Origin of the sequence: Aquabacterium sp., from assembly GCF_049274795.1 — a bacterium.
In the GTDB taxonomy this organism is placed as follows: Bacteria; Pseudomonadota; Gammaproteobacteria; order Burkholderiales; family Burkholderiaceae_C; genus Aquabacterium.
Genome location: NZ_JBASTH010000026.1, coordinates 152,771 through 166,140, shown reverse-complemented (window position 1 = coordinate 166,140; position 13,370 = coordinate 152,771). Strand labels below are relative to the sequence as shown.

Below are 13,370 nucleotides of genomic sequence, written 5' to 3'. Positions count from 1 at the left end.
AAGCCATGAGCAGCCGCCCCGCCCCCGCGCCGGACGACGCCGCCACAACACAGGCCGCGGACGGCGCCGCATCGTGGTTCAGCGAACTTGGGGAAACCGCTGCCCCATCCGGCGAGCCCCGAGCCACCTCGGCACGCTGGTGGAAGAGCCCCGCCGAACCCACGCCCGAGCCTGCACGCGGCCTTCGGCTGGAAGGCTCGCCCTATGCCCGCATGTACCGCGCCTTCCTCGCGGCCCGCGCGGCCCTGGGGGTGCTGCTCATCATCGGCGTGATCACCTCAGCCTTGTTCGGCCGTAGCCTCAACCCGCAGATCCTCACCGTGGCCATCGGCTACGCGGCCCTGGCGCTGCTGTGGTGGTGGTGGCCCTCCCAGCGCATCGACAAGCTGGGCGCCGAAATGCGCCTGTCGACCAGGCAAGCCCTGTTCACGATTGGCGTGGATCTGGGCAGCTTTGCCATCCTCAGCTTTCTCGACAGCGGATTCAACATCAACACTGCCGCGCTGATGGCGCTGCCCGTGCTAATGAGCGCCGTGCTCATGCCGCGTTTCATGGCGCTGGCCGCGGCAGCCGCCGCCACCCTGATCCTCCTGACCGGCGCCATCATCGAAGGCGCCCTGCGCGATGACATCACCTCGCTCACGCCCGCCGGCTTGACCGGGTTCGGCCTGTTCGCCGTGGCCTTGCTGGTCAGTGAGCTCTCGTCCCGCCTGGCGCGCGAGCAACGCAGTGCACGGGGCAGCATGGAGCTGGCCCGCCAGCAGGCCCAACTCAACCGCCTGGTCATCGAAGAGATGCCCGAGGGCGTGCTGGCGGTGGACCGCCATGGCCGCGTGCGCACGGCCAACCCCTCCGCACGCAAGCTGCTGTCGGCCCACGGGCTCACCCCACCAGCGCCCTTCCAACTGCGCGGCGTGCCCGCCTGGGAGCCACTGGTCAAGGCCATCGAACAGGCCTTCACCCAGCCCCGCCGCCTGGACGATGCCCGCGAACTGCAGATCACCTTCGATGACCACACCCGGCGCGTGCTGCGCATGCGCCTGAAGTTCACTCGCGGGCGCGACACGCCCAACCAGGATGATGTCTGCGTGGTGTTCCTGGAAGACGTGCGCACCGTGCAGGCCCGCGTGCGCCAGGACAAGCTGGCCGCAATGGGCCGCATGTCCGCCGGCATCGCGCACGAGATCCGCAACCCGCTGGCCGCCATCGCCCAGGCCAACGCCCTGCTCGCCGAAGACGCCATCAACGCCCCGCAGCAACGGCTAACCACCATGGTGGCCGACAACGTCGAGCGCCTCAAGCGCATCGTCGACGACATCCTGGCGGTGGCACCCGGCGCCCGGGCGCAAGCCCCCGCCATCGATCTGGAGCGCCTGCTGCGCGCCGTGGTCGACGAATGGCTCAAGCTGCACCCCGTGCCCGCCAACGCCTCGCTGCTTGCCCTGAACATCAGCGGCCTGCCACCGCGCGAACTCGGCACCCCGGCTCGGGTGTATTTCGAGCCAGAGCACTTTCGCCGCGTGCTGGTCAACCTGATGGACAACGCCCTGCGCCATGGCAGCAGCCAACCTGGTGCCATCCGTGTCGAAGCGCAGTTGATGATCCTGCAGGACCACCCGCCGCAGGCGCTGGTGTCCGTCTTCAGCGATGGCCTGGTCATCGAAGGGCAGATCGAGCGCTCGCTGTTCGAGCCCTTCTTCTCCACGCGCAGCCGTGGCACCGGCCTGGGCCTGTACATTTGCCGTGAGCTGTGCGAGCGCTATGGCGCGTCCATCGACTTCCGCGCCCACCCGCCCACGCAGCGCCACCGCAACGAGTTCTACATCGTCATGCCCCTGGCCGATTTCGCCGGTACCGCCCCACCATGAGCGCATCCACCTCCCCCAGCCGCCTGCTGGTCGTGGACGACGAGCCCGACCTGCGCACCCTGTACGAACTCACACTGCTGCGTGAGGGCTACGACGTCGAGACCGCCGCCAGCGTGGACGACGCCCGCCTCGCCCTGCAGGACCACGCCTTCGACGCCATCATCACGGACATGCGCCTGCCCGATGGCACCGGCATCGACCTGCTGCGCCACCTCGAATCGATCGGTCGGCGCGAAAAGGCCATCGTCATCACCGCCTACGGCTCGGCCGAGAACGCAGTCGAAGCCCTCAAGGCCGGCGCCTTCGACTACCTGACCAAGCCGGTGGACCTCAAGCAGTTCCGCGCTGTCGTGGCCGCTGCGCTGTCGTCCAAGGACACGGTTGCGCCGGCACTTCGGGAGCTCAGCCAGGCCGCCCCCAGCGCGCCAGCGCGCAAGGCTCAACCCGGCGCAACGCCTCCTTTGGGCAACACGGAGCCTGCCGCACCGCCGGCGCTGCCCGTGGCCAACGCCGCGCTTGCACGCCTGACCGGGCGCTCACGCGCCATCGAGCACGTGCGTCAACTGATCGAGAAAGTCTCGCGGTCCATGGCCCCGGTGCTGCTGTGGGGTGAATCCGGCACGGGCAAGGAACTGGTCGCGCGGGCCGTCCACGATGTCGGCACACGACATGGCCAACCCTTCGTCGCCGTCAACTGCGGCGCCATCCCGGAGCAACTGCTGGAGGCCGAGTTCTTCGGCTACCGCAAAGGCGCCTTCACCGGCGCGCAGGAAGACCGCGAAGGCTTCTTCCAGGCCGCCCGCGGAGGCACCCTTTTCCTCGATGAGATCGGCGACCTGCCCCTGCCGATGCAATCCAAGCTGCTGCGCGCCATCCAGGAGCGCGCCGTGCGCCCCGTCGGCGCGATCTCCGAGATCCCGGTGGACGTGCGCATCCTCAGCGCCACCCACAAGGATCTGGCGCGCGAAGTGCAGGCCGGCCGCTTCCGGCAAGATTTGTTCTACCGCCTCAACGTCATCCAGATCCCGCTGCCGGCCTTGCGTGATCGCCTGGAGGACCTGGCCCTGATCTGCGACCAGGTGCTGCGCCGCATCACCGACGAGACCGGCCAGGCCACCGTGCCACAACTGGCGCCCTCGGCCGAAGAGGCGCTGCGGCGCTACAGCTTCCCGGGCAATGTGCGCGAGCTGGAGAACATCCTTCACCGCGCCGTAGCCCTGAGCACCGGCCACCAGATCGGCGCGGACGACCTCGGCCTGCACGGCTACCTGCCCCCCGCGCCCGAGCCTTACATGGCCACACCGTCGTTGGCCCCGGCCACGCCACAGGCACCGTTGCCTGCGGCCCCCATCCTCGCAGCGCGCAACGCAGAAGGCACGGAGCCCGAACTGCCCAGCGACCTGGCCGCCCACCTGGATCAGATCGAGCGCGACATCCTCGTGCGCGCGCTCGAGAAGTGCCGGCTCAACCGCACGGCCGCTGGCGCCAGCCTCGGCCTGTCGCTGCGCCAGATGCGCTACCGCATGGCCCGCCTGGGCGTTCATGTCACGCCTCAAGGGGTCGAGCTGGGCGAACGCTTCGACCCCGGCGACACCGAGCACGATCCGCTGACATGAGCCAGGCCGCCCCCGCACCATGGCACAAGGGCTGGTACGCGGCCGCCCGGCACGTGCCCTCCCCCAACCATGGCCCGCGGCCCACAGGCACACCGATCGACCTGGCCGTGCTGCACTCCATCAGCCTGCCCCCCGGCCAGTACGGCGGCCCCGAGATCGAACAGCTTTTCACCAACCAGCTCGACTGGCAGGCCCATCCCTATTTCCAGCAGATCCAGGGCCTGGAGGTGTCTGCCCATTTCCTGATCCGCCGTGATGGTGAACTGGTTCAGTTCGTGTCCGCGGACGATCGCGCGTGGCATGCTGGCCGCTCATCCTGGCGTGGACGCGACAACTGCAACGACTACGCCGTGGGCATCGAACTCGAAGGCCTTGAACACCACCCGTTCGAGCCCGCGCAGTACGACACCCTCGCATCGCTGCTCCAGGCCATGGCCGATCACTACCCCGACCTGCGGCACGTGGCTGGACATGAACATGTGGCCCCCGGCCGCAAGGAAGATCCCGGCCGCGCCTTCGACTGGATCGGGCTGCGACAACAACTTGCATGGCCCGATGCGGCCTTTCCGGACGGCATCACACACCCCCAGTGACGACCGCGCAACATGGGTGATTTCCCCCTTGTGATCCCGTAAACGCGGGGGCGATCAAAAAAGGCGTTATAGTCCCCTCCGGACACTACAGGTAGTGCTTGAACAGAGCACAGAACACCATATATAGTGTCTGCAGACACCGCGCCATCAGGCGCTCCGTTGTGCCTCACAGCCCCCGTCGTTCATCCACCACCGGGGCTGTTTTCTCGAAGGGATTCCCATGCAAACGTCCACGCCCAGCGCCACGTCCACACCATCTTCCGTTCTGATCGGCGGCACCGCCGAAGCCGGGGACTCCCCCCGACAGTCGGCCTATTCGGCCTACCAGATCATCCGACGCAATGGCGCGGTCGTGTCCTTCGAGCCCAGCAAGATCGCCGTGGCGCTGATGAAAGCCTTCCTGGCCGTTCATGGCACGCAAGGCGCCGCCTCCGCCTCCGTGCGCGAAACCGTGGACCAACTGACCGAAGCCGTGGTGCGTGGCCTGATGCGCTCGCGCCCTGCTGGCGGCACCTTCCACATTGAAGATGTGCAGGACCAGGTCGAACTGGGCCTGATGCGCGGCGGCCACCACGAAATCGCCCGCGCCTACGTGCTGTACCGCGAGCGCCGTTCGCAAGAGCGCGCCAAGCACGTCGAAGCGCAGCAAGAACAAGCCCTGCCCACGCTGACCGTGATCGACCGCGGCCAACGCGTGCCGCTGGACCTGGCCGGCCTGAAGGCCCTGATCGAATCCTCGTGCGAAGGTCTGGGCGAAGACGTCAAGGCCGCGCCCATCCTGGCCGAAACACAGCGCAACTTGTACGACGGCGTCTCGATCGACGAGGTCTACAAGGCTGCCATCCTGGCCTCGCGTACCCGCATCGAGCACGACCCAGCCTACACCCGCGCCACCGCCCGCCTGCTGATGCACACCATCCGCCGCGAGATCCTCGGCGAAGAAGTGACGCACGCCGCCATGGCCACGCGTTACGCGGATTACTTCCCCACCTTCATCAAGCGCGGCATCGAAGCCGAGTTGCTCGATGAAAAGCTCGGCCAGTACGATCTGGCCCGCCTGGGCGCCGCACTCAAGCACGAGCGCGACCTGAACTTCGACTACCTCGGCCTGCAGACCCTGTACGACCGCTACTTCCTGCACGTCGACGGCGAGCGCATCGAGTTGCCCCAAGCCTTCTTCATGCGCGTGGCCATGGGCCTGGCCTTGAACGAAATCGACCGCGAAACCCGCGCCATCGAGTTCTATGAAGTTCTGTCGTCCTTCGACTTCATGTCGTCGACCCCCACGCTGTTCAACTCGGGCACGCGCCGCTCGCAGTTGTCCAGCTGCTACCTGACCACCGTGCCTGATGACCTCGACGGCATCTACGAAGCCATCAAGGAAAACGCGCTGCTGAGCAAGTTCGCCGGCGGCCTGGGCAACGACTGGACGCCCGTGCGCGCCCTCGGCTCCCACATCAAGGGCACCAACGGCAAGTCGCAAGGCGTTGTCCCCTTCCTCAAGGTGGTCAACGACACGGCCGTGGCCGTGAACCAGGGCGGCAAGCGCAAGGGCGCCGTCTGCGCCTACCTGGAATCGTGGCACCTGGACGTCGAAGAGTTCCTGGAGCTGCGCAAGAACACCGGTGATGACCGCCGTCGTACCCACGACATGAACACGGCCAACTGGATCCCCGACCTGTTCATGCGCCGCGTGATGGAAGGTGGCGACTGGACCCTGTTCTCGCCTTCTTCTTGCCCTGACCTGCACGACAAGTTCGGCAAGTCCTTCGAAGAGGCCTACACCGCCTACGAAGCCCGCGCCGACCGCGGCGAGGTCAAGCCCTTCAAGCGCGTCAAGGCCACCGACCTGTGGCGCAAGATGCTCTCGATGCTGTTCGAGACCGGCCACCCCTGGATCACCTTCAAGGACGCCTGCAACGTGCGCTCGCCGCAGCAGCACGTGGGTGTAGTGCACTCGTCCAACCTGTGCACCGAGATCACGCTGAACACCAACGGCGGCGAGATCGCGGTGTGCAACCTGGGCTCGGTCAACCTGGCGCAGCATATTAAAGATGGTGGCATCGACCACGACAAGCTCAAGAAGACCGTGACCACGGCCATGCGGATGCTCGACAACGTGATCGACATCAACTACTACGCTGTGAAAAAAGCGCGTGACTCCAACCTGCGCCACCGCCCCGTGGGCATGGGCATCATGGCCTTCCAGGATGCGCTGTACCAACTGCGCGTGCCCTACGCCAGCCAGGCCGCCGTGGAGTTCGCCGACCAGTCGATGGAAGCCGTCTGCTACCACGCCTACTGGGCCTCGACAGCGTTGGCACAAGAGCGCGGCCGCTACTCCAGCTACCGTGGTTCGCTGTGGGACCGCGGCATCCTGCCGATCGACTCGCTGCAACTGCTGGCTGAGCAACGCGGTGGCTACGTCGAGGTCGACACCTCGGCCACGCTGGACTGGGACGCCCTGCGTGCCCGCATCGCCCAGCACGGCATGCGCAACTCCAACTGCGTGGCCATCGCCCCCACCGCCACGATCTCCAACATCGTTGGCGTGGATGCATCGATCGAGCCCTGCTTCGGCAACCTGTCCGTCAAGTCCAACCTGTCGGGCGAGTTCACCGTCATCAACGAGTACCTGGTGCGCGACCTGAAGAAGCTCGGCCTGTGGGACGACGTGATGGTGATGGACCTCAAGCACTTCGACGGTTCTCTGCGCCGCATCGACCGCGTGCCTGAAGACCTCAAGCAGTTGTACGCCACGGCCTTCGAAGTCGAGCCTGTGTGGCTGGTTGAAGCCGCTTCGCGTCGCCAGAAGTGGATCGATCAGGCCCAGTCGCTGAACATCTACATGGCCGGCGCATCGGGCAAGAAGCTCGATGAAACCTACAAGCTCGCCTGGTTGCGTGGACTCAAGACCACCTACTACCTCCGCACCATCGGCGCCACGCATGCAGAGAAGTCCACGGTGTCGCGTGGCCAGCTCAATGCAGTGTCTTCCGGTGCATCGAGCGGCATCGCTGCAGCGCCCGTGAACACGGCACCTGCGGCCGAGCCATCGTTGGGTGAACCCGCCACCGACATCAAGTTCTGCTCGATCGACAACCCCGACTGCGAGGCTTGTCAGTAAGCATCGAAGCAAGGCCTCAGTGATGAGGCCTTGCTGCTTGTTCTTTGGTTGCTCGCTGCTTCGTTCGTTGCTGCGCTTCATCGTCATGCGCATCAGCACATGCGGACAAAGCATCGAACAACGCACGCAATAGAAGCCTTCTTTGATTTTTCGATGCAAGCCCGCAACAAACAGGGCTTGCAAATGTCAAGAAGTGCTTGGTGTTTTTAACAACACCCTCCCATAATCCGAACCCATAGGATGCTCACCATGTTGGTCTGGGAAGACAACACGCCTACACCTTCTAACGCGCCTTCGAATGCGCCCGCCGGTTCTGTGCCCTCCTTCGATGGACAAGCACGGAACACCCAACCGTCGCCCATGATCGGGCTGCAGTCGGGGCTTCAATCGGTGGCCAGCGCACAAGCCGTTGCTCAGCAGCACGCGCAGCAACTGGTTCGCAACGCGCCGCAAGGTCAAGCCGCCACGCAACGCCGCGTCAACGCAGCGGACAAGCGCATCATCAATGGTCAGACCGACGTCAACCAACTGGTGCCCTTCAAGTACAAGTGGGCCTGGGAAAAGTACCTCGCCACCTGCGCCAACCACTGGATGCCGCAAGAGGTCAACATGTCGCGAGACATCGCGCTGTGGAAAGACCCGAACGGTTTGTCCGAAGATGAGCGCCGCATCATCAAGCGCAACCTCGGCTTCTTCGTGACCGCCGATTCGCTGGCCGCCAACAACATCGTGCTGGGCACCTACCGCCACATCACAGCGCCCGAGTGCCGCCAGTTCCTGCTGCGCCAGGCTTTCGAAGAAGCGATCCACACCCACGCGTATCAATACATCGTTGAATCGCTGGGCCTGGACGAGTCCGAGATCTTCAACGCCTACAACGAAGTCGCCTCCATCCGCGAGAAGGATGAGTTCCTGATCCCCTTCATCGAGGCGATCATGGACCCGAACTTCCACACCGGCACGCCGCAGAACGACCAGACGCTGCTGAAGTCGCTGATCGTGTTCGCGTGCCTGATGGAAGGCCTATTCTTCTACGTGGGCTTCACGCAGATCCTCGCGCTGGGCCGCCAGAACAAGATGACGGGCGCTGCCGAGCAGTACCAGTACATCCTGCGCGACGAGTCGATGCACTGCAACTTCGGCATCGACCTGATCAACCAGCTCAAGCTCGAGAACCCCCACCTGTGGACAGCCGAGTTCAAGGCCGAGATCAAGGTCCTGTTCCTCAAGGCCGTCGAACTTGAATACCGCTACGCCGAGGACACGATGCCCCGCGGCGTGCTAGGTCTGAACGCCTCCATGTTCAAGGGCTACCTGCGCTACATCGCCAACCGGCGTGCCACGCAGATCGGCCTGGAAGAACTCTTCCCGAATGAAGAGAACCCCTTCCCCTGGATGAGCGAAATGATCGACCTGAAGAAGGAACGCAATTTCTTCGAAACCCGAGTCATCGAATACCAGTCGGGCGGCGCCCTGTCCTGGGATTGAGTCATGCAGCGCACTGCACGGCCGGCCAACCAGAACATGAGCACCCGACCTACCCCATTCATCACACCGCGTCCAGATCCTAGGGGGCGACGGGTGGTGGATCTCTGTACCGCATTCTGCGGTGCAGTGCGCTTTGCAACTTGATCAAGGAGATACGTATGGCAACTGCGAAAAAACCGGCCGCCAAGAAGGCCGCCGCTCCCAAGAAGGCTGCACCCGTCAAGAAGGCAGCAGCTCCGGCCAAGAAGGCCGCTGTGAAGAAGGCCGCGCCCGCCAAGAAGGCCGCCGTGAAGAAGGCAGCACCGGCCAAGAAGGCCGCTGTGAAGAAGGCAGCACCGGCCAAGAAGGCTGTGGTCAAGAAGGCCGCACCCGCCAAGAAGGCCGCCGTGAAGAAGGCAGCACCAGCCAAGAAGGCTGCAGCACCCAAGAAGGCCGCTGCTCCCAAGAAGGTCGCAGCACCCAAGAGGGCCGCTGTCAAGAAGGCTGCTGCGCCCAAGAAGGCTGCAGCCAAGCCGGCCGCCAAGCCTGCTGCTAAGAAGGCTGCGGCCAAGAAGCCTGCCTCCAAGCCTGCCCCTGCGAAGAAGGCTGCGGCCGCTCCTGCTTCTGCCCCCGCTGCGAAGACCACGCTCAGCCCCCAGGCCGCGTGGCCCTTCCCGACCGGCAACAAGCCCTGATCCCTCAGGACTTGATTGAAGCTTGAAGGGGCCGGACGAAAGTCCGGCCCCTTTTCCATTCATGCCGCCAGTATGGCGAGCATGTGTTTCCCATCCAGGTGGTCGTGCTGCTGTCGGCGCCGGGCCGGAACTTCACCGGCGGTGAGTACGTGATGACCGAGCAGCGCCCGCACATGCAGTCCCGCGTCGAGGTCGTGCCGCTTCAACAAGGCGATGCGGTGGCTTTTGCGGTGCACCACCGGCCCGTGCAAGGCAGCCGTGGCAGCTACCGTGTGCAGTCGCGCCACGGTGTCAGCCGGGTGCGATCCGGGCATCGGCACACGCTGGGCATCATCTTTCACGACGCCACATGACCTTGCCACTGTTCGATGAGGATGGCGGTCTTGCACCGAGGAGCGAGATCGAATGGCTCAGCTCGCAAGCCTGCGTGCTGCGCGGCCTCGCCTTGGCCCGCGCTGACGCGGTGCTTGCCGCCCTCAGCATCGTGAGCACACAGGCCCCCTTTCGGCACATGCTCACCCCAGGCGGCGCCACCATGTCCGTGGCCATGAGCAACTGCGGCCACCTGGGTTGGGTGTCTGACCGGCGTGGCTACCACTACAGCCCCATGGATCCGATGTCCGGCCAGCCCTGGCCAGCCATGCCTGATGCGCTACGGGCTCTGGCTGACGAGGCTGCGCGTCAGGCCGGGTTCGATGCCTTCGAGCCCGATGCCTGCCTGATCAACCGCTATGAGCCAGGCACCCGCCTGTCCCTGCACCAGGACCGTGATGAGCAAGACTTCAGCCAGCCCATCGTCTCGGTGTCACTGGGCATGCCGGCCACTTTCCTGTTCGGCGGGCTCACACGCTCAGAGCGACCTGCCCGCGTGGCCCTGTGGCATGGCGACGTGGTGGTCTGGGGTGGTGTGGACCGCCTGCGCTTTCATGGTGTCGCGCCGATCAAGGGCGATGCACATCCGTTGCTGGGCCTCGTGCGGATCAATCTGACCTTCCGGCGTGCGGGCCCTGCGCTCACACCACCTGCAGCACATACACCGCGTAGAACGGCACCCCCGTGACAAAGCGGAAGGCACTGCCGGCAAAGGAATGGCCTGTGCTGAAGCCGTCCATCACCTCGTGCGCCGCCGCCAATCGCACACGGGGATGCGCTTCACGCAGTTCCGCCAGGCCGCGTGGCCCCCAGGTGAACTCGGCCGTCGTATGCCGGACCAGGGGGTGCACCTGCGCCTGCCCTACCGTGAGCCAGCACAAGGCATCGAAAGCGAACACGGAACCTGCTGGCGCGCGTTCACCCAGCGTGTGGATCAAAGCTTGCACCTGCACGGGCTTCAGGTACATCAGCACGCCTTCGCTGAGCAGACAGACCGGCGTGCCATCGCGGTCAGGCAGCGCCAGGGAGGCCCACCAGTCGTCACTCCGCAGATCCAGCACCTGTTGCGTGTGGCGTGCTGTGGCGGGCGGCAGCAACAGATCCCGCATGGCCAACACCTCTGGCAGGTCCGCATCGATCATGCGGGCACGGCCGTTGTCCAGCCACTGGAAGTAGTGCGACAAGCCGCAGCCCAGGTTGACCACCTGGCCTGCCGGCTGTGTCTGCAGATAGTCTTGCGCCACGTCGCGAAAGCGGCGGGTGCGTGCCAGCACGCCATAGACGCAGGCTGGATCCTCCAGCCAGGTCTGTCCGTCATCATCCAACTCGGCCATCATGCGGACGGCATGGGCATCGCCCACGGCCACCTCGGGGAACATCGCATCCCCGAACGCCCGTGCGGTCAACGGGATGCGCAAGGTCGATGGCACGGCGGCCAAGGCGTCGTAGTGCAGACGCGGATCAGCCTGGCTCGCCTGGGCCCGGCTTGTGACAGACGACATGCGATGGTCTCCTCGTTGTGAGGCCATCATGGGCGAGGACGCCGCTCAACGCAAGGCAAAGCCCCGCGCTCGGGGCCCCGACTCAGCGGCCCAGCATGTCCTGGATGCGCCGGGTGAGCACCTCCAGCGGGAAGGGTTTGGTCAGCACCCGCATGCCCGTGGGCAGTTCGCCATTGCCGATCACCGCGTTCTCCGCGTAGCCGGTGATGAAGAGGATCTGCAACTGCGGGCGGCTCAGGCGTGCCGCATCGGCCAGTTGGCGGCCGTTCATGCCGCCGGGCAGCCCCACGTCGGTGACGAGCACATCGATGCGCGCGTCGGACTGCAGGATCTTCAGGCCTTCGTGCCCATCGCCGGCCTCAATGACATGGAAGCCGTCTTCACGCAGGGACTCGAACACCAGCATGCGCACGGTGGGCTCGTCGTCGACCACCAGAATGGTTTCACCCAGGCCAGGGCTAGCGGTGAGCGGGATCGCCACGGTCTCTTCGGCCTCCTGGCCATCGCGGTAGTTGCGCGGCAGGTAGATGCACATGGTGGTGCCCTGCCCCACTTCCGAATAGACACGGATCTGCCCGCCGGACTGGCGCACGAAGCCGTACACCATCGACAGGCCCAGGCCTGTGCCCTCGCCAATGGGCTTGGTGGTGAAGAAGGGATCGAACACCCGGTCGATGATCTCTGGCGCGATGCCGCAGCCGGTGTCCGTCACGCACAGCGAGAGGTACTGGCCCGGTGCGATGTCACGCTGGCGGGCGGCCGTCTCGTCCAGCCACTTGTTGGAGGTCTCGACGGTGATCCGGCCGCCGCCCGGCATGGCATCACGCGCGTTGATGCACAGGTTCAGCAAGGCGTTCTCGAGCTGCGGGCCGTCGATCAGCGTGGTCCACAGGCGCGGCGCGGTCACCACCTCGACATGGATGTGCGGCCCCACCGTGCGGCTGATCAACTCCTCCATGTTCATCACGAGGCGGTTGACGTCGGTGGGCTTGGGGTCCAGCGTCTGGCGGCGCGAGAAGGCCAGCAGGCGGTGCGTGAGCGAGGCCGCCCGGCGGGCCGCCCCTTGAGCGGCCGTGACATAACGTTCGCAGTCGCTCAGGCGCCCTTGATGCAGGCGCGTCTGGAGCAACTCCAGCGATCCGGAAATGCCCGTGAGCAGGTTGTTGAAATCATGTGCGATGCCGCCGGTGAGCTGGCCTACGGCCTCCATCTTCTGCGAGTGGCGCAGAGCCTCTTCCGCTTCGCGCAGACGCTCCTGCTCCTGCAGGCGCTCGGCCACGGCCTGCTTGACGCGGGCTTCCAGCGTCTCGTTGAGCGCCTGCACCGCCTCGTCGGCACGCTTGCGCGCGGTGATGTCCTGGAACAGCACCGCCACCTGGCGACGGCTGGCCGGCCCCACGCGAAAGGCCGCCAGTTCCAGGTGGCGCCCCGTGGCCACCAGTTCACGCTCGAAGCGGATGGGCACCCCGGTGCGCAGCACGCCGCCATACAGCTCGACCCAGCCACTGGCCTCGGCCGGCACCATCTCACGCACTTTCTGGCCGACCACGTTGGGGATACCCGCGTGCTGTGCGTAGGCCGGATTGGCCTCGACGTGGATGTAGTCGCTCAAGGGGCCATGCGGGCCATCGAAGAACTCGATGATGCAAAAGCCCTCGTCGATCGAATTGAACAGGGTGCGGTAGCGCTCCTCGCGGGCCAGGACATTGGCCTCGGCCTGACGCTGGGCGGTCATGTCGGTGACCACGCCCACCACGCGCACGGGCTGGCCGGCCGCGTCATGGCGAACACGGCCGCGCGATCGGATCCAGTGCGTGCTGCCATCCGGCGCCTGCACACGAACTTCGAACTCGATGTACCCCTTGGCCAGCACCTGGGCAAAAGCCTGCTGCAGGATGAGCTTGTCTTCATCCAGCACATGGTGGGCCGCCACGCTCGCATCCCAGTGGGACTGTTCATTGGCATAGCCGAACATCTCATCATGGCCAGGCGAGCGCACAAAGGCACCGCTGGCCAGATCCCACTCCCACATGCCCAGATCGGCACTCTCCAGTGCCAGGGCCAGCCATTCTTCATCGCGCGATGCCGGTACCTGTGCCGCCGTCATCGAACGCTCCGAGCGCCATGGCC

At 65.5% G+C, this 13,370-nt stretch carries 9 protein-coding genes and 1 pseudogene; 8 read left to right on the top strand and 2 right to left on the bottom strand.

Features of this window, described 5'->3' with window-relative positions:
* The first annotated feature begins 5 nt into the window (after positions 1-5).
* The 8 genes and pseudogenes from WAQ08_RS03880 to alkB all read left to right on the top strand — a co-directional run bounded on the left by WAQ08_RS03880 (position 6) and on the right by alkB (position 10,426).
* Positions 6-1,868, top strand: coding sequence for a sensor histidine kinase (locus tag WAQ08_RS03880; RefSeq protein WP_422189316.1), 1,863 nt, complete (start codon positions 6-8; stop codon positions 1,866-1,868).
* On the top strand, positions 1,865-3,484 hold the full coding sequence (locus WAQ08_RS03875) for a sigma-54-dependent transcriptional regulator (RefSeq protein WP_422189315.1): 1,620 nt from the start codon (positions 1,865-1,867) through the stop codon (positions 3,482-3,484). The genes WAQ08_RS03880 and WAQ08_RS03875 overlap by 4 nt, the downstream gene beginning before the upstream one ends.
* On the top strand, positions 3,481-4,077 hold the full coding sequence (ampD, locus tag WAQ08_RS03870) for a 1,6-anhydro-N-acetylmuramyl-L-alanine amidase AmpD (RefSeq protein ID WP_422189314.1): 597 nt from the start codon (positions 3,481-3,483) through the stop codon (positions 4,075-4,077). The genes WAQ08_RS03875 and ampD overlap by 4 nt, the downstream gene beginning before the upstream one ends.
* Before the next feature lie 220 nt (positions 4,078-4,297).
* A complete protein-coding gene (locus WAQ08_RS03865; protein WP_422189313.1) occupies positions 4,298-7,204 on the top strand; it encodes a ribonucleoside-diphosphate reductase subunit alpha in 2,907 nt (968 codons plus the stop codon).
* A 249-nt stretch (positions 7,205-7,453) separates the two neighbouring features.
* The gene (locus WAQ08_RS03860; protein WP_422189312.1) at positions 7,454-8,692 is read left to right on the top strand and encodes a ribonucleotide-diphosphate reductase subunit beta; all 1,239 of its coding nucleotides are present in this window, start codon (positions 7,454-7,456) and stop codon (positions 8,690-8,692) included.
* A gap of 158 nt (positions 8,693-8,850) precedes the next feature.
* Complete coding sequence (locus WAQ08_RS03855; protein WP_422189311.1) at positions 8,851-9,366, top strand: histone; 516 nt, start codon at positions 8,851-8,853, stop codon at positions 9,364-9,366.
* A 71-nt stretch (positions 9,367-9,437) separates the two neighbouring features.
* Positions 9,438-9,719, top strand: a pseudogene (locus WAQ08_RS03850) (2OG-Fe(II) oxygenase); the annotation flags it as partial.
* The gene (alkB, locus tag WAQ08_RS03845; RefSeq protein WP_422189310.1) at positions 9,716-10,426 is read left to right on the top strand and encodes a DNA oxidative demethylase AlkB; all 711 of its coding nucleotides are present in this window, start codon (positions 9,716-9,718) and stop codon (positions 10,424-10,426) included. The pseudogene WAQ08_RS03850 and the gene alkB, both read left to right, overlap by 4 nt.
* Here alkB and WAQ08_RS03840 read toward each other — a convergent pair.
* Positions 10,380-11,240, bottom strand: a complete 861-nt coding sequence (locus tag WAQ08_RS03840; RefSeq protein WP_422189309.1) for a class I SAM-dependent methyltransferase — start codon at positions 11,238-11,240, stop codon at positions 10,380-10,382. The genes alkB and WAQ08_RS03840 overlap by 47 nt on opposite strands.
* A gap of 82 nt (positions 11,241-11,322) precedes the next feature.
* Positions 11,323-13,347 carry an ATP-binding protein gene (locus WAQ08_RS03835; RefSeq protein WP_422189308.1) on the bottom strand — a complete coding sequence of 675 codons (2,025 nt, stop codon included), beginning with the start codon at positions 13,345-13,347 and terminating at the stop codon, positions 11,323-11,325.
* Positions 13,348-13,370: the final 23 nt, after the last annotated feature.